Source organism: Paenibacillus sp. FSL H8-0457 (assembly GCF_038051935.1).
In the GTDB taxonomy this organism is placed as follows: Bacteria; Bacillota; Bacilli; order Paenibacillales; family Paenibacillaceae; genus Paenibacillus_AQ; species Paenibacillus_AQ lautus_A.
The window spans coordinates 4208063-4225423 of the sequence record NZ_CP150293.1 but is presented as its reverse complement, the minus strand read 5'-3'; the positions used below and the strand labels follow the sequence as shown (position 1 = coordinate 4225423).

At 52.1% G+C, this 17361-nt stretch carries 13 protein-coding genes; 9 read left to right on the top strand and 4 right to left on the bottom strand.

Annotated features, from left to right (window positions below; translation table 11 throughout):
* Positions 1-90: 90 nt before the first annotated feature.
* A complete protein-coding gene (locus tag MHI43_RS18540) occupies positions 91-1008 on the bottom strand; it encodes an EamA family transporter (protein WP_036660846.1) in 918 nt (305 codons plus the stop codon).
* 101 nt (positions 1009-1109) lie between these two features.
* Here MHI43_RS18540 and MHI43_RS18535 point away from each other — a divergent pair, with 101 nt between their 5' ends.
* The 6 genes from MHI43_RS18535 (at position 1110) to MHI43_RS18510 (ending at position 10645) form a co-directional block, all read left to right on the top strand.
* On the top strand, positions 1110-2558 hold the full coding sequence (locus MHI43_RS18535) for a PLP-dependent aminotransferase family protein (RefSeq protein ID WP_051425306.1): 1449 nt from the start codon (positions 1110-1112) through the stop codon (positions 2556-2558).
* 172 nt (positions 2559-2730) lie between these two features.
* Positions 2731-3918, top strand: a complete 1188-nt coding sequence (locus tag MHI43_RS18530) for an FAD-dependent oxidoreductase (RefSeq protein WP_081746268.1) — start codon at positions 2731-2733, stop codon at positions 3916-3918.
* A gap of 38 nt (positions 3919-3956) precedes the next feature.
* Entirely contained in the window at positions 3957-4817 is an 861-nt protein-coding gene (locus tag MHI43_RS18525) for an RNA polymerase sigma-70 factor (protein ID WP_036660844.1), read from the top strand.
* A gap of 250 nt (positions 4818-5067) precedes the next feature.
* Entirely contained in the window at positions 5068-7137 is a 2070-nt protein-coding gene (locus tag MHI43_RS18520) for a catalase (protein ID WP_036660842.1), read from the top strand.
* Positions 7138-7390: 253 nt separating this feature from the next.
* Positions 7391-8677 carry a histidine--tRNA ligase gene (locus MHI43_RS18515; protein ID WP_036660841.1) on the top strand — a complete coding sequence of 429 codons (1287 nt, stop codon included), beginning with the start codon at positions 7391-7393 and terminating at the stop codon, positions 8675-8677.
* A gap of 180 nt (positions 8678-8857) precedes the next feature.
* Positions 8858-10645, top strand: coding sequence for an ABC transporter substrate-binding protein (locus tag MHI43_RS18510; RefSeq protein ID WP_036660839.1), 1788 nt, complete (start codon positions 8858-8860; stop codon positions 10643-10645).
* Between the two features lie 415 nt (positions 10646-11060).
* On the opposite strand, the gene MHI43_RS18505 is transcribed toward MHI43_RS18510, so the two are convergent.
* The gene (locus MHI43_RS18505; protein WP_036660836.1) at positions 11061-11984 is read right to left on the bottom strand and encodes a cation diffusion facilitator family transporter; all 924 of its coding nucleotides are present in this window, start codon (positions 11982-11984) and stop codon (positions 11061-11063) included.
* Between the two features lie 252 nt (positions 11985-12236).
* Between MHI43_RS18505 and MHI43_RS18500 the strand changes: the two genes are divergently transcribed.
* On the top strand, positions 12237-13340 hold the full coding sequence (locus tag MHI43_RS18500; protein ID WP_036660835.1) for a beta-eliminating lyase-related protein: 1104 nt from the start codon (positions 12237-12239) through the stop codon (positions 13338-13340).
* Positions 13341-13382: 42 nt separating this feature from the next.
* On the opposite strand, the gene MHI43_RS18495 is transcribed toward MHI43_RS18500, so the two are convergent.
* Both MHI43_RS18495 and MHI43_RS18490 read right to left on the bottom strand, forming a co-directional pair.
* Complete coding sequence (locus tag MHI43_RS18495; RefSeq protein WP_015735843.1) at positions 13383-13796, bottom strand: hypothetical protein; 414 nt, start codon at positions 13794-13796, stop codon at positions 13383-13385.
* A gap of 248 nt (positions 13797-14044) precedes the next feature.
* Positions 14045-15325, bottom strand: a complete 1281-nt coding sequence (locus MHI43_RS18490; protein WP_036660833.1) for a hypothetical protein — start codon at positions 15323-15325, stop codon at positions 14045-14047.
* Between the two features lie 451 nt (positions 15326-15776).
* Here MHI43_RS18490 and MHI43_RS18485 point away from each other — a divergent pair, with 451 nt between their 5' ends.
* Together MHI43_RS18485 and map are read left to right on the top strand one after the other, a co-directional pair.
* Entirely contained in the window at positions 15777-16517 is a 741-nt protein-coding gene (locus MHI43_RS18485) for a TetR family transcriptional regulator (protein ID WP_015735841.1), read from the top strand.
* Positions 16518-16543: 26 nt separating this feature from the next.
* Positions 16544-17290: a type I methionyl aminopeptidase gene (map, locus tag MHI43_RS18480; protein WP_036660831.1), complete on the top strand. Its 747-nt coding sequence runs from the start codon at positions 16544-16546 to the stop codon at positions 17288-17290.
* Positions 17291-17361 lie beyond the last annotated feature (71 nt).

Here is a 17361-nt window from a genome sequence, read left to right as displayed (position 1 = left end):
ACGCATAGCATAACGGCTGCGACACGTAACGAGAATTACGGGTCGCAGCCGTTTCCGTTTGTCCATTCATTCGGGGAACCATGCCACGCTTTATCCTGAGCTTGATGCCATGCGGCGCGACATGAAACGTGTCCGGAGCTCAGGCAGATTCACGATCAGAATCCCGCCGATAATGAACAAACTGCCTAGGACCGAATAAAGTGAAATCGTTTCGCCGTACAGAAATGCACCGAGTCCCAGCGCGATGATCGGCGACACGAAGAGCCAGGTGGACGGGAAAAAGGCATTCGTCGCTTTTAGCAGCCAGGCATACAGGCTATGGCCCAGCATCGAGCCGACGATTGTCAAATATAAGACGGATCCTATGGCCGGCATCGTTGTCAGCCCAGTCCATTGCCCGCGTTCACTGAACAAGGATAGAAGCAATAAAGCCAAGCCCCCATGCATCATCTGCACCGCATTGATCGTAATCGGCGAGATATCCGGCATGTCAAAGGACAGTTTGCGGGTAGCAAGCGAGCCCACGCTATAACCGATTTCGCCTATAAGGATGATCATGCAGCTCAGAATCCAGATGAGGTCGCTCCCGATCGCCAGCTTGGGCATGATGAGCACGCACACGCCCGCAAATCCGACCGCGCAGCCCCAGTAATCGCTGCGTCGGGCTTTCTTCCGCATGACAACGGATTGAATCATCAGGATCATCATGGGGCCCGTAGCCGACAGCATGGCGGCAATGCCAGAAGCTACATGCTGCTCGGCCCAATACAGCGTCGCAAACGTCAGAAACGTGCTGGTCATCCCGATCAGAAGGAATTCCTTGCGCAAGAGCAGGCTCGGTTTTGCCTTGCGCTGCAATATCATCCACAGGAAGATGAAGGCGCCCGCCAGAAGAAATCGAAGCCCCGCCGAGAGAAATGGCGGCAGCCCAGCCTCCACGCCGATTTTGATCGCGAGAAACGTGGTGCTGAAAATGGCGCACATTAATAAGTAGTTAAAAATAATCATGCTGCATCCTCCTTTTTCTATACTATAATAGGTAGTTAATAGAACAGATTTGGGTCTGATAGAACAGATGCGCCTGCAAATAGATCAGGGGGAAAGTACGGATGAAGCTTTCGATGATGGATGAAAAGGCAGGAAAACGAACATTGCAGCAGCTGGTTTATGACACCATTGCAAAAGGCATTGCAACAGGGGAGTGGAAGGAGTCTGACAAGCTGCCGTCGGTTAGGGTTATGGCGAAGCGTTTGAAGGTTCATCGATTAACGGTGTTGAAGGCTTATCAACAGCTGTTAGAGGATGGCATCGTGGAAGTGAAATATAAATCAGGGTATTTTGTGGCGAGTAAGGCAGAAGACGTTTCGGCGGAATCCCTTGCATTCAGCCCGCCTTGGGAATATCAGGCCAGATCGCTGTACGTCAATCGCAGCCGCTTGTCCGACATTCACAGGCATCAGGTCGATTACCAGATGTCGGAAGCGCTGATCGATCCTGCGCTGCTGCCGAATGCATTCTTGTCCAACCACGTCAAACAAGTGTTTGACATGTATCCGAAGGTATTAAGCACTTATTCTTCGGTGTCCGGAGATTTGGAGCTGCGCGAGGAAATGGCCCGGTATTTCATGGAGAAGCAGGGCATAGCGGTTCATCCGGAAGAACTGCTGATTACGACGGGATCCCAGCAAGCGATTGATCTAATTTCGCGTTCGCTCGTCAAAAGCGGAGATGCTGTATTGATCGAACGGCCGACATACAGCCCGGCGATTGATGTTTTTGTTCAGCAAAATGTCAATCTGCTCCCCATCGAGATTACGCCGCAAGGATACGACCTGGAACATATCGAATATATGATGCGGACGGAGAAGCCGAAGCTGTTCTACATGAACCCGACGTTTCAAAACCCGACAGGATATACGGTACCGGCAACGCAGCGCAAGGCGCTGGTTGAACTAGCCGAACGATATGAATGCATTCTGGTGGAGGATGAGGTTTATCACGACATTTATTTTGGAGATCCGCCGCCGCTGCCCTTTTTTTATTACGATACCGAGGGTTACGTCATTCATATTCGAAGCTTCAGCAAATACGTTGCCCCTGGCCTGCGGATATCGGTCCTGGCCGCACGTCCGGAGCTGATGAAGGTAATCGTACCGGTTAAGGCGCTTTCGGACAACGGTACGCCCTTGTTGACGCAAAAGATCTTTCAGCATTATTTCTTCTCCAGCAGGCTGCAGGAGCATGTGGCCAAGCTTCGGATTGCGCTGGAGCTTCGAAAAGCGAGGATGGAGAACCTGCTGGCGGCTACGGATTGGAGCTGGAGCAGCCCGGGAGGCGGCTTGAATCTATGGATACGGCTGCCGGAAACGATCAACGTGGATGCGTTATTGCAGCAATGCTTGGCGGAATCGGTAGCGTTTGTTCCCGGACGGATATGCGATCCGCTGGATCGGATGGAATCCTGGATCAGGCTTAGTTACTCTTATATCAGCGAGGTTCAGCTGGATGAGGGAATACGTCGCCTCGTTGAGATATCGGACCGTGTGAAGCAGGATTAGCGCAACATATTGGCATGATTTTAAGGAGGAATCGGACAGCAAAGAGAGTTTTTATGGGACTTGCTGATGAAGAGCAGTCAGTTCCCTTAAAAAAGGTTGGCAGTCATGTCACAAAAACAGCCCCCTTCTCGTGTTATGTGCAAATCGCATAAACCAAAGGAGATGGGTTGTATTGATAAAGGATTTCACATGCGTTGTCGTAGGGGGAGGCTTTGCCGGCATACATGCCCTCAAAGCCATTCATAAAGGCTGCCAGAAAGGGCTGAACGGAAGAAAGCTGCGATTGTTCCTTATCGATCAAGGGTCCGCCCATGTGCGGAAAGTGCTTTTATTCCGCCCTGCCGTTAGTGGGGAAAGCATAACCGTCCCGTGGGAACAGGTCATGCCGGAAGGCACCCGCTTCATACAGGGCAGGGTGACTAACATTGACAAGGAAAGCAAGCTGCTGAACTTGGAAGACGGCAGAGGGCAGGAGCATAGGATGGAGTATGATGTCCTTGTGATGGCGATTGGAAGCGTCGTGCGCCAGGCAGCACCGGAACAAGGCGGCATATCGCTGACAGGCATGGAAGCGGCGGAACGTATCCGCGAACGCTGGCAGTCCAATCTTAGGCTTGCGGCAGCAGAAACGGATGCGCAAGAGAAGCAGCGGCTGATGAGCATTGCCGTTGCCGGTGCAGGCATTACCGGAATCGAGACGTCGGCCGAGCTGATTCACGCGATGCGGGCTGAGGCGGGTAAGCTCCGTTTAGACCCGGCACATATTCAGGTGCATCTGTTCAATGCTCAGGATCGCTTGTTCCTCGAAGGGCCTGCCAAAGTAGGGAAACGGCTTGAACGATATCTAACCGAGCTTGGCATAGTCCTTCATCAGGGGAGAAGAGCGCTTAAGGAGGAACAGGGGAAGCTTCATTTTCTTGAAGGAGCTTCCATCCATGTCGGCCTTACGGTGTGGACGCTTGGTCTGGCTCCGAACCCCGCGCTGCTAGGCCTGGGGCTGCCCGTGACGGCGGACGGGCAGATCGTTGTCGATGAAAGCTACCGTGTCAAGGATGCGCCGGGAGTATACGGCATCGGCGATTGCGCGCATGTGGTCGATCCCGTAAGCGGTGCCGCAGACCGGATGACATGCAAGGAAGCGATTCCGCAAGCGGCGCGGCTTGGCGGCATCGTGCAGGCGGATGTAACCGGAACCCCAGCCGCCAAGCACAGGAGCGTAAATGAAGGGTATACGGTTGGATTGGGACCCGGACACGGCCTGGTGTGGTCACGTGCCTGGGGAATGGATCTGATGATCACAGGAAAGCTGGCTTACAAGGTCAAATCGTTCATGTGGAATTATTCCAGCATGGTTCGTTAGATAAGGGACAATCCTGCTTGAAAGGATGTAAAGACGGTATGTTAGAGCTGTATGAACAGTATAAGGGTCTTCTGTTTCATCTGGCGTATCAAATGACCGGAACGGTTACGGATGCAGAGGATGCGGTACAGGATGTGTTCGTGAAGGTCCAAAGCCTTCCCATCGGACAAATACGGGAGCCCAAAGCCTATTTGTGCAAAATGGTGACGAATCGCTGTCTCGACGAGATCAAGTCAGCCAGAAATCGGAGAGAGCAGTATTTCGGTCCTTGGCTTCCCGAGCCGATTCCCGAATCCTACGGCGAGGCCTATGAGACCGTCGAGAACCACGAGCTGCTCTCTTATGCCATGCTGGTTCTGCTCGAACGTCTGTCTCCTTCGGAGCGAGCCGTATTCGTCCTGCGGGAAGCGCTGGGATTCGATTACCCGGAAATCGCCGGGCTGATCGATAAAACCGAGGCCAACTGCCGCAAGCTTATGAGCAGGGCAAGAGGAAAAATGGGGATCACGGAGGAGGACCTGATTGGCGTAGGGTCCGTCGAGGAGGAATGGGTAAAGCGATTCTTCACGGCCCTGTCCGAGGGAAACGCCGAACATGTCCTGTCCCTGCTGGCGGACGATGCCGTCCTTCTGGCCGACGGCGGCGGTAAAGTGATCGCGGCGGCAAGGCCGGTCGAAACCCGGGAGCGGGTTGCCCGTTTTCTTAGCGGCATTCTGCGCCAAGCACTGCTGGAGGATGGTGTTGCGCCGGAGATCGCGGTCAGGGAATTGAACCATCAAACCGGGGTTGTTTTCCGGCAAGCCGGGAACGTAACGGGCGTCGTTTTCTTCAATATCCGGAATGGATTGCTGCAGGATATCTATATCGTGAGAAATCCGGATAAACTGACAGGGATTTAAGCCATTACAGTTTTACATTGCAGCCGACCTCTGAAGAGGGAGGCTGCTTTTTTTATTGACAAGGGAAAGACGTTGAATGTCCCGGCGCTAAGCCTGCAGCTCGATTGCATGAGCTTTTTATGAAGGTCGCATGAAACTGGATTCGTATTCCATATTGCAGGGTAATTAGATGACGGGTTCGCAAGCGGACCTGTTACCAAGGGAAACACTCGTCAGAGACACATCTACTACATACCAGGAGGTTCCGATCATGGACAATTCAAATTCCAATTCGAATGTCAACAACAGCAACAACAAGACGAGCAAGGACCAACAGCTGGAACAATTTACGGTAGACAATGACGGTAAGAGCTTGACCACGAACCAGGGGCTTACGGTCTCTGAGGACGAGCATTCGCTTAAGGCTGGCGAACGCGGTCCGACGTTAATGGAGGACTTCCATTTCAGAGAGAAAATGACGCATTTCGACCATGAGCGAATTCCTGAGCGCATTGTGCATGCCCGCGGTTTTGGAGCCCATGGTTATTTTCAGTTATATGAATCGATGAAAGATTATACCAAAGCCAAATTCCTGCAGGATCCTTCCGTCGTGACGCCCGTATTTGTCCGGTTCTCGACGGTGGCGGGCTCCAGGGGCTCAGCCGACACCGTGCGGGACGTGCGCGGTTTCGCAACTAAATTTTATACGGAAGAGGGCAACTATGACCTGGTTGGCAACAACATGCCTGTATTCTTCGTACAGGATGCGATGAAGTTTCCCGATTTCGTTCACGCGGTAAAGCCCGAGCCCCATAACGAGATTCCGCAGGCGCAGTCCGCTCACGATACGTTCTGGGATTTTGTAGCTAACAACACGGAAAGCGCGCACATGGTGATGTGGGCGATGTCGGACCGTTCGCTTCCGCGAAGCTTCCGAATGATGGAGGGCTTCGGCGTGCATACCTTCCGTTTCGTGAACGAGGAAGGAAAGGCGCATTTTGTGAAATTCCACTGGAAGCCCGTGCTGGGCACTCATTCTCTCGTGTGGGACGAAACGCAGAAGCTGGCAGGAAAGGATCCCGACTTTAACCGCCGCGACCTATGGGATGCCATCGACACGGGGAACTATCCGGAATTCGAATTTGGCGTTCAAATGATCGGGGAGGACGAGGAATTCAATTTTGATTTTGATATCCTCGATCCGACGAAGATATGGCCGGAAGAGATCATTCCGGTCAGAATCATAGGAAAAATGACGCTTAATCGCAATACGGATAATTTCTTTGCGGAGACGGAACAGATTGCATTCCATCCAGGTCATGTCGTGCCCGGCATCGATTTTACCAATGATCCGCTGCTGCAGGGACGTCTGTTCTCCTATACCGATACGCAGCTGTCCCGTCTGGGCGGGCCGAATTTCCATGAAATTCCGATTAATCGTCCGATTGCACCGGTTCATAACAACCAACGGGACGGGATGCACCGCATGACCATCAATAAGGGGCCGGTCAGCTATCATAAGAACGGCATTGCGGGCAACACGCCGAAGCCCGTTCCAGCCGAACGAGGCGGCTACGAGCATTATACCGAGAAGGTGGAGGGTCGCAAGGTGCAAGCCCGAAGCGACAGCTTCAAGGATCACTTCAGCCAGGCGGCTTTGTTCTGGAACAGCATGTCCGAGGTGGAGAAGCAGCATATCGTATCCGCATTCCAGTTCGAGCTTGGCAAAGTGCAGCGGAAGGAGATCCGCCAGCAGATCGTCGACCTGTTTGCGAATGTGGACAGCGAACTCGCGACAAGAATTTCGGAAGGGTTAGGAACCATTCCTCCCCAAACCAGGGGCTCCGCTTCCAAAGACTCCTCTCCGGCTCTCAGCATGATGAACACCGCGAAGCTCCCGTTAACGCGCAAGGTGGCTGTGCTTGCAGGCAATGGATTTACGGACGAGCTTCCGTTCGTGCTTGCGCAGCTTCAGCAAGCCGGCATCATCACCGAAGTGGTTAGCCCGAAGCTTGGCGTCATTGCAGGCAAATCCGGCGGAGAACTGGAAGTGAAACATTCGCTCCTGGGGGCGGATTCCGTGTTATTCGACGCGGTGCTTGTCGCGGGCGGGGCGCTAAGCGTGTCAGAGCTCCTGACGGAGCAGAAGGTGCTGGACTTCATCAAGGAAGCTTATCGGCATTTCAAACCGATCGCGGCCATCGCCGAAGGAATGAATCTGCTTCCGGCGGCGAGCGGTGAAGGGATCGTGGTCGCTAAAGAGAATGAGGATTCGAAGCTGTTCGGCCAAGCCTTCATTGATGCGATTGCGGCCCATCGCCATTGGTCCCGAACCATCTAAGAGGAATAGCCCTTGAATATATAGATCAGCTGCGCTATAATTCCCCTTAATCAATGGCTGAAAGTGAAGGGGATTATGACATGAACAGCATCAAATCGAATCAACTTCATCATCACAAGCAGCGTTAGCACGCCTGTAAATCTACAGGGCGGGCTAACGCTGTTCGCGTTGGCCTCCCTGCCGCATACCAAGCGCGCGGGACCATGAGGTCCGGCGCGTTTTTTATTTTCTCGGGACGAAAGGATGAGCAGCGATGCAGAACGTAAAAGGGACATATGATTATTTTGGACAGGAACAGGCTGTAAGGAGAAAGGTGCAATCGACGCTTCGCGAAGTGTTTGAATGTTACGATTACGCGGAGATGGAGTCAACCATCCTGAATGAATTGGAACTGCTGTCTTCCAAGTACGCTGGAGGAGAAGAAATACTTAAGGAGATGTATCAGCTGACGGATCAGGGAGCGCGACAGCTGGGGCTGCGCTACGACCTGACGATACCGTTCGCCAAGGTGATCGCGCTGAACCCAGGCATCAGCCAGCCATTCAAGCGATATGAGATGGGGAAGGTATTTCGGGACGGCCCTGTCAAAAGGGGCAGATTGCGGGAGTTTCTGCAGTGCGACGTCGATGTGGTGGGGGTTGCGGGTCCGGAAGCGGAAGCGGAGCTGATGCAGCTCGCAGCCGAGGTGTTCCGAAGACTTGAAATTCCGATCGTCCTCAGGTGGAACAATCGTGGCTTTCTGGGTGAACTCCTGGGAGCTATGGGCGTACCGGCCGACCTAAGTTCATCCGTCATGTTGACACTGGATAAGCTGGACAAGATCGGGAGGGAAGGGGTTCGGAAAGAGCTCGCGGATAAGGTGATTGATCCGGAAATTTGCCGCCGCGTCCTGAGCTTCGTAGATCTCAAGGAACCGACGTTTGAGCAGATTACCAGAACATACAACCTGGAGCCGGGGCGGGGCGCGCGCGAAGTTCAAATCCTGCAAAGCCTGCTGCAGCGTGTCGGTTTGCAGGACATCTGCGTATTTGATCCGTTTCTTTCCCGGGGTTTGTCGTTTTACACGGGAACCGTTTACGAAATTTACGACGCGTCCCATGCTTTTCGTTCAAGTCTGGGCGGCGGCGGCAGATATGACGCGATCATCGGGCAGCTTGTTGGACGGGAAGATATGGCATATCCGACGGTAGGGCTTTCGTTCGGCATGGAATCCATCATGGAGATGCTTCGGGACCGGGTGGTGGAAACGAACAGGCCACACGTTGTGGTTATCCCGATAGGAGAAGCTGTCCCGGAAGGATTGATGGCTGCTGCGGCACTTCGGAATCGCGGGATTCGTACCCGATTGGCTACCCAGCGGCGCAAATTGAAAAAGACCTTAGCCTCCGCTTCGGCGGAAGGCATCCCTTATGCCATTCTGATCGGCGAAGATGAAGCGGCGGCTGGCGTGCTTCGATTGAAGAACATGTCCGACGGCATGGAGCTTACTTTAAAATTGAAGGAAGCGGAGGAGTTCATAAGCCGGAACTTGATGGCTTGATATGAAACGAAGGGCTTCTGTTATGTAACAAGGATGTGCAGTTTAAGGCTAACGGTTTAGGGGGAATGGAGCCGTTCTTTTTTGAATATAATGGATTTCTACCGAAAAGGTACTCGCGCTCGAAACAATCTCCAAGTAGAATAAACGTATTGGATTTTACCAAGGGGGGAGCGGATCGCAATGCTGTACGAACAATTTTTCATGCTGCACCGGAAGCTTGCTGTTAACGCTCCAGTCCATACCGCTACGGAAGTGACGCTTGAGCAGATTGCCGACACGCTTTATTGCACGTCGCGCAACGCGAAGCTCGTTTTGCGCAAGCTCGAAGAGAAGGGCTGGATTCTGTGGAAAGCCGGACGCGGGCGAGGAAACCGGTCCAAGCTGACCTTTCAAGCGGATCAAGCAGAACTGCTTCAGGAAGCGGCACAGCAGCTCGCGGAAAAAGGGGAATACAAGCAGGCCTTTGAGCTGCTTCGTACCTACGGACAAGGCATTCGGACCAACGACTCCTACGTGGAGTGGATGAACGGGCATTTTGGCTTTTGCAAGGAGATGAAGGAAGGGGAGGAAGAAGCCAGAGATTCGCTGCGGCTGCCGGTTTATCGGCTGATCGAAACCTTGGACCCCGCCGAGTGCTATTACAGTTTTCAAGCTCATATGATCCAGCAAATATTCGATCGATTGGTGGTATACGATAAAGCAAAGGATCAATACATGCCTGTGATTGCGCATCATTGGGAGAGCAGCGAGGATGGAACGAGCTGGACGTTTCATCTTCGTAAAGGGATTCTGTTCCATGACGGCAAGGAATTAACGGCCGAGGACGTAAAATTCACGGTGGAGCGCTTGGGTCAGGATCGACGGAATGCTTGGATCGTGCGTGAACTGCACAGCGTAGAGGCGGTGTCGCCCCGCGAGGTCCGTTTTATCCTGAATAAGCCGAATCGGATTTTCATCCGGTTTCTCAGTTCCATATGCATGTCCATCGTGCCTAAACATCTGCTGATTCACGATGAAGAACAGTTCTGGAGGCTTCCTGTCGGAACGGGGCCTTTTCAGGTGGAGGAATGGACCGAGGAGAGGCTGACCATTCACGCGAATGCCCACTATTATCAAGGGCGGCCGCATTTGGACAGCATCCAAATCATTATGATGCCGGAAGATGCCGAGCATTGCAACGTCAGTTGGGAGCGGCTGCTGCAGGATTCGGAGCAATTCGGTCATGGCGGCGACCATCATGCTGTGGATATCATAGAATCCTCCGAAGGCTGCACGACTTTGATTACATGGAATATGAAAAAAGAGGGGCCGTTTCAATCCGTCGAATTTCGCCGCGCATTCAATCTGATCCGGAACCGTTCGGAGATGATCCGGGAGCTGGGCGACAATCGTCTTTATCCGGCCAGAGGGTTCATTATGGATGAACAAGCGCCTTACCGCAAAGACCGTTATGATCCCGAGTTCGCCAAGTCGCTGTTGAGACAGTCGGGTTACGACGGTTCCCCCGTCATCATGGCAACGCTGGCCAATCATATCAAGGATGCCGAATGGATCCAGAATCAGTGTGCTTCCGTTGGGATTTCATTGATGATCCGGGAGATACGTATGGATACCATGCTGCATCCCGACGTGGTGAATAGTATGGACTGCATATTGCACGGCCTAGTTCTTCCGGGCGAAGAAGTATGCATCATCGAGAATTACGAGCAGGAGGGCAGCATTGTCAAAGAGTTCATGGATCCGTCCCTGCAGGATTGGGTACAAGAATGCATCGATGACGCGCTTGCCAGCGAACAGTGCGAGGAGCGGTTGAGCATTTTATCGAACATCGAGGAGAGGCTGCGGGAGGAAGCGCATGTATCATTCCTGATTCATACGAAATTCTTCGCAAGTTTGCATCCTTCTTACAAGGGAGTTGTCATTAATAATCTGGGATGGCTGGATTTTAAGCAGATCTGGCGGGCGTGATTCCCGTAAAAAAAGAGCAAGCGCGTACAACGGCGCTTGCTCTTTTGGCTTATAAGGTTTTTGAATGGGTTTTTCGTGATCTCCGCTTTCGAAAGAACCCGTAAAGCTTATCGATAAGTCGACGATTCCTCGCATTTAACTCCGATTCACCAACGCCGATCTCATCATGAATAATGAATCTTCCTTGACGATCCAGTTCGTCCCAATGTGCTTGCCGATATTCATTTAGCTTCTCCAGCGTATATATATCGTTATTCATGGCAACCTCCCTATCAGACATTCAGGATTTCGTGGTAACTTACGTAGAATGTCTTGATAGTCTCATTATGGAGGTCAACCGAGCTTGTAAAAAGTGTAAACCTCGGCAGCCGAATTTCCCCTTTTCATGAACGGAAGGACTGCCGCAGGAACCAGATCACACTTTATTTTCTTTATGAGCGATGGCGCTGTTCTCAATCTGAATGGTTGAATGCTCGATGTGGAATCGACTTTCCAGAAGATCAATCGCTTGTTGAAGGATCTCATAACCAGTCACGTCATCCTTTACGACAAGATGGCAGCTCAAGGAGTCGAAATTGGACGTAATCGTCCAAATATGGAGATCATGGATGCCCGTGACTCCCGGAATGGACAGCAGGGATTTCGTTACCTCATCAGGGTTAATCGCTGCAGGTGCACCCTCCATGAGGATATGAACGGTATTCTGTATAATTCTCCAGGCGCTTTTCAGGATCAAGATCGAAACCAGAATGGAAATCATAGGATCTGCAATATACCATCCAAATGCAATCATGAGAATCCCGGCGACAATAGCACCTACGGAGCCAAGCGCATCGCCGATGACATGAAGGTAGGCGCTTCGCAGGTTCACATTGTTCTTCACATCGCCCATCCGCATCAAGAACCAGGCACTCAGAAGATTAGCCAACAAGCCGATGGATGCAATGAGCATCATGCTGCCGCTGGCAACGGCCGGCGGGTCATCAAAGCGTTGAATCGCCTCCCAGACGATAAAGCCGGCGATTACAAACAGGGCGACGCCATTTAATAGTGCTGCCAGTATTTCGAAACGGTAAAAGCCGTAGGTCTTGTTCGGCGATGAGGGCCTTGCTGCAAACCATAAAGCGACCAGACTGAGCAGCAAAGCGCTGGCATCGCTTAGCATATGGCCGGAATCGGATAACAGGGCCAGACTGTTGGTAAGCAAACCTCCCACAAATTCTAGAATCATAATGCCGAGCGTGATGATCAGGGCGATGGCAAGACCTTTCTTATTCCCTGAGCGGGCGTGATCATGGTGACTGTGGTCATGACCGTGCTGGTGGTTGTGATGATGCATAATCGAAAACTCCCTTCAGATAAACCCTAAGAATGTTGAACGAATGATTCAAAAAGCTGAATAAATTTTAATATGAACATATGCTCATATACAATGTTATTTCAGACCTCTTCTGTTGTCAAGTTTTTCCGAAAAGTTAGGTCATCAAAATTATTTTTCACTTGCTCATTTATCTAGTATGCTTAAAGGGTGGTTCATTCAATGTAAAGAGATTAGGCTCAAAATCGATGGAACAAGGGGAGTTATTGCGACATGGGAGAACAGCGAAAATCGCTTGGCGAGGCTTACGGCGAAACAGCATACCCATTGATTGGCCATAGCCGCAGGAATGTTGAAGTGCTGCTCGAGGCATTTCGCAGCGCGGATGGGTCGCAGATGGGGGATACATACGGAAAGGGCGCCATCATCGAAGAGTTTCAGACGCGAATGGCAGAGGTTCTGGGGAAGGAATCGGCGGTATTCTTTCCCAGCGGAACGATGGCGCAGCAGATTGCTTTGCGGATCTGGTGCGATGATGCGGATCTGAAGCGAGTGGCGTATCACCCGCTTTGCCATTTGGAGATTCATGAGGAGGACGGGCTTAAAGAGCTGCATCATATCGAACCGATTCTGCTTGGCGATCAGGAGCGTTTGATTACGCTTGAGGACGTGCAGCGTTTGGATCGTGACATTGCATGTCTGCTTCTGGAATTGCCGCAGCGTGAAATCGGAGGGCAGCTGCCTGATTACGCGGAGTTGGAGGCCATTTCGGCCTATTGCCGTACTCAAGGCATCAAGCTGCATCTGGACGGGGCAAGATTGTTCGAGATTACACCGTATTATCAGAAAACGGCTGCAGAAATCTGTGCTCTATTTGACAGCGTGTATGTATCTTTCTATAAAGGCATCGGCGGGATTGCCGGCGCCGTTCTGGCCGGCGGGACCGATTTCACGGCAAAGTCCAAAGTGTGGAAGAGAAGGCATGGCGGCGATCTGGTCAGTCTTTACCCGTATATTATCAGCTCGGATTATTATTATGCGGAAAGAATAGGCAGCATGGGCCGGTATTACGAAGAAGCCAAAGAGCTCGCAGCGATGTTCGGCCAGTGCCGAGGCGTGAAGACGAAGCCTGCCGTGCCCGTATCGAATATGTTCCATGTGTACTTTGAAACGGATAAGGAACAGCTGGAACCGATCCTGATTGATGTGTACCGTGCGACGGGCGTCGGATTGGTCGCTTATCTGAACGAGGCAGGGGAAGATCAGTGTTATTCGGAGGTCAACATCGGGGAACGGTACGGCAAGACGCCAAAAGAGAGCATTCACGAAGCCTTCCGAATGTTGAACGAAAAATTGCAGGAAGCTGCAGGCATATAACAACAAAAAGGACCTGATTCAGGTCCTTTTTACGTGGCGCATTCAGCTTATCAGCCCCATATAGACCAGTTCCGATGGATTGGCCGGATGCTGAGCGAGGCCGATGGTATCACCGGCTCTCGGAATTTGCAGTTTCGATACGAGCGTTTCCAGCGTTTTGGTATATTGCTTTCCTCCGTTCTCTGTGACATCCAGTTCAAGGATGACGACCGGATCAAAATTGATCAGCTTTCCGGTATCCCGTACGGATCGTACGTGGGCGGTCGCCGTTAACGAAAGGGCGCCGGTCGCTGCCATCTGTGCCTGTTTCGCTTGCTCCAGACTTTGATTGATGGCGTGTCGATGTTCTTTCGGCACTAAGCCCTTCATCATCATACCCGTCAAACCTTTGTTCATCATTTGATCTGCTTTCTCCAGCGCATCCTGCGGACTTTTCTTTTTGCTAAACCATCCCATAATCGAGCACCTCGCTTAGAAGAATTATTTATAATTCAATGTTAGCCTCGGGGAGCTGTGGCGACAATGGTTTGGCAAGGAAACAAAACTTCGGGCAATATGATGGAATGAACTTGATCGTTTCGGAGAAACTTTTGCGGTATTCATAGGGTTCAATCAGGTTGATTCGGTTGCAAAGCAAATGAACGGTAAGTCATGACGAAAGTTTTGCGAATGAAGGTGGTCGTTTCGACCTTCTAACGCATGAATTATTTGTTTCGAAGCAGGTAGACCAGCTTTTTATAATAAACGGTGGACTCCTTGTATTTCCTTGATTCCTCCGATACGGCCGCCAATGCTTCATATAAAGATTCTAGTCGCATGGTGAGCTGAGCGGATTCGTAATACGGCAGGCATTTCAGGGCATACTCCATAAATTCTTCATGGTGTCCATGAGCCAAAGCGAGCTGGCATTGATAAAAAAATGCGGACATCTCTTGATCCGTTGTCAGCTCTAACGATTTGAGCTCTTGTATGTACTGGGTTAATAGCCCCCATTGTTTTTGAGCCGCAGCCGACTCGCAGCGGTAAATCAATAGGATCGGACGGAATTGCTCCCGTACCTCCGCCGATTCCCGTTCGAGAAGTTCCGCAAAACGCCGGATTTCTTCCTCCGCTTTTTCATGCTCTCCCTGCATCGTCAGCATGATGATCCGGTTGTTCATGATGGTGGATAACATATTCCCCTGGTTTACCGCATACACCAGATTGGCTTCCGCCATCGAGAGGGTGACCAGCGCTTCCTGATACAATCCCATCGAGTAACAATAACCGCTGTAAGCGATGTACAGATCGGTCAAGCGGTGAAATAGCCGTTCTTCATAAACGCGTCGCATCGTTCCATCAAACACCTGCTTGGCCTGGTCGTATAACTTCAAAAAAATGCTGGCCTCCATCTTGAAGTTTTGCGTAGTCAGCCATAAATCGGTCCCTTCCCGCACATATTCGCTTAACCGGTTCGCGTGGCTTAAAGCCTCATGATAACGGTTTTTGGACCGGTAGAATTGGATTTTGTAGAAAAGCATCGCTTTCTTCGCAGGCAGCGGGAGCTCGGCATCATCGGGGCGCCCATACTTCTCGAGGTAAAAATTCAGGTAGTTCTGGTGCAGGTAATCATGGGATACCGCATCATTCACTTGTTGGTAATAGATGGCTTTCATCAAAGCTACGGTGAGCTCCACCGTTAAACAGTCATGGCGATCCGGTAGATCGTGGATACGCTCTTCTGATAGAAGCGAAGCCGCTTGGGAAAGCTCTTCAAAAATGCGATTTGCGGTCTCCAGCGTATCTTGATCGGTGTTTCCAGCCTCCAACAAGTAGGTAGGAGGCACTTGAAGGCGCTGAGCCAGATGCCCGGCAAGATCTTCGGGCAAAGGATATCGTTCGGCAAGGATGTTCGCAAAGTGGGCGGTGGTCACGAATCCTTCAACCAGCTCTTTGCGGGATATTCCTTTCTTCTTCCACAAGTAGTCAATGCGTTCTTTTAACACGGTACAGGCTCCTTAATCACGGAATTGTTGGGAAGAGTATACCATGCTCGGCGTCCGCCGGCCGGAATGAACGTTTAAATGAGGAGAAAGGTCCTAGTATTAAGATTCTGAAATAAAACGTGCTTTGGCCCCAGCCTGGGGATTAACAGAATTTATGGCCTGTAACGATCAATCGGTGCTTGACCGGAAGAGTGTATGCGGGTGCGTAAAAGCGGGGAAATATCTAAAGGTTGTTGGTGACCATGATTTGAGTTTTGGGACCGTTTAAGCGCCTTGAGTAACGTTAGCGCAGCAATGTTCTAAACAGGTCGCGCGTTTAAGGCTAACCCATGGTCAAGCACCGATGGCTAGGCTGAGGCGCAAATCCTCCAGCTAAACTCTTGTTATTCGCAAGCTGATGTTTTATATTGACATAAGAGTAGGTCAAAAATAAAAGAGGTGAACGGACGAGATGACTCCACGCACGAAGGAACAAAACGAAGAGATCCGGCTGCGGCGTCTGGCGCAAATCCGTAAAGCCGCTGCCGATGTGTTTTTGAATAAAGGGCCTTTACTGGAAATCCGCGATGTGGCTGCGCAGGCGGAACTCGGCTATGGAACGGTATACCATTATTACAGCAATAAGGGCGATTTGCTCCACGATCTCCTGTGGGACGCATTGGAGCGGACCGGGGAATGGCTGGAGGTCCCGCTGAACGCCCCTCCGAAGGTCTTGTGCGCATCGGCTTCGGGAGAGGCGCCTGCGGGCTGGCCTTTGGCTACGGCGGCTGACATCGGTAACTCGGCTGCCGCGGATTCCCGCAGCACAAGCCTCGAAACGGCCGCTGGCGCAGAGCTAAGCCCCGTCGCCGCCGCCGGCGTCCGGCTGCTGCAGCTTTGGGCGGAGGATCACGCCCTATTCCTGCTGCATAAGCTGGCCGGTGAGGGCTTTGCCGCGCTGCCTGAAGCGCGCTCGGCCCCGCTCACGGCCGCCTTTCGCCGGGAGGTGCTCGCGCCGATTGCCGCGCTGCTGGAAAGCGAGCGTGCGGCGAACGAGGCAGCCGCTGCCGTAGCAAACGCGGCGGAGCCGCCGTATCGGCTGCAGCGCGCGGAAATGCTGCTGGCCGCCTTGGTCGGCTGCGCCTCGCTCTCGCTTCGACGAGGAATGCTGCACGAGGAGGCCAGGGATATCGTGCGGTTTTTAAAACTATAGAGCTGATAAGGAGCGAATAAACATAGATGATCATTTTAAAATCACCTAGGGAAATCGAAGAGATGAAGCCGGCGAGCCAAATCGTTGCGGACTGCTACCGCGAGGTGGCCAAACTGATCGAGCCCGGGATCACCACCCGGGAGATCAATGACTTTGTTGCCAGACACATCACCAAACTGGGCGGCAAGCAGTTTACGAAAGGGTACAACGGCTTCCCCGCCGAAACCTGCACATCGGTCAACGATGTGGTAGCCCACGGCATTCCTTCGAACCGGGCGCTGATGGATGGCGACTTGCTGAAGCTCGACATCGTCGTGGAATACGGCGGATGGTTCGGCGATTCGTGCTGGTGCTATCCGGTGGGCAATATCCGGCCGGAGGCGCAAAAAATAATGAAGGTGGCAAAGGAATGCCTGGATCTGGGGATCGCCCGGGCACTCCCCGGGGGCCGGCTTGGCGATATAACGTCGGCGATTCAACAACATGCGGAAGCGAACGGGTTCTCGGTCGTACGCGATCTGCTGGCGCACGGGATCGGACGGAGTCTGCACGAGGAGCCGAACTACGAGCATGTCGGCGTAGCCGGCAAAGGCATTCGGTTAAAGGAAGGCATGGTGTTTACGATTGAACCGATGATCAACGAAGGTACGTTCCGTATCACGATCGACGACGATCAGTGGACGGCGAGAACGGCCGACGGCAAGCTGTCGGCGCAATATGAGCATACGATCGCTATTACGTCGGACGGACCGCTGATTTTAACGGCCCAGTAAGCTTTTTTATATTTGTCTACTAGGTTGCTGGGTAGGTGTGGGATCGGGAGAACTCGTCATCTCGTTATTTG

Coding starts and splice junctions, on each gene's coding strand:
- MHI43_RS18540 (WP_036660846.1), bottom strand. CDS start 1,008: ATGATTATTTTTAACTACTTATTAATGTGCGCCATTTTCAGCACCACG.
- MHI43_RS18535 (WP_051425306.1), top strand. CDS start 1,110: ATGAAGCTTTCGATGATGGATGAAAAGGCAGGAAAACGAACATTGCAG.
- MHI43_RS18525 (WP_036660844.1), top strand. CDS start 3,957: ATGTTAGAGCTGTATGAACAGTATAAGGGTCTTCTGTTTCATCTGGCG.
- MHI43_RS18520 (WP_036660842.1), top strand. CDS start 5,068: ATGGACAATTCAAATTCCAATTCGAATGTCAACAACAGCAACAACAAG.
- MHI43_RS18515 (WP_036660841.1), top strand. CDS start 7,391: ATGCAGAACGTAAAAGGGACATATGATTATTTTGGACAGGAACAGGCT.
- MHI43_RS18510 (WP_036660839.1), top strand. CDS start 8,858: ATGCTGTACGAACAATTTTTCATGCTGCACCGGAAGCTTGCTGTTAAC.
- MHI43_RS18505 (WP_036660836.1), bottom strand. CDS start 11,984: ATGCATCATCACAACCACCAGCACGGTCATGACCACAGTCACCATGAT.
- MHI43_RS18500 (WP_036660835.1), top strand. CDS start 12,237: ATGGGAGAACAGCGAAAATCGCTTGGCGAGGCTTACGGCGAAACAGCA.
- MHI43_RS18495 (WP_015735843.1), bottom strand. CDS start 13,796: ATGGGATGGTTTAGCAAAAAGAAAAGTCCGCAGGATGCGCTGGAGAAA.
- MHI43_RS18485 (WP_015735841.1), top strand. CDS start 15,777: ATGACTCCACGCACGAAGGAACAAAACGAAGAGATCCGGCTGCGGCGT.
- map (WP_036660831.1), top strand. CDS start 16,544: ATGATCATTTTAAAATCACCTAGGGAAATCGAAGAGATGAAGCCGGCG.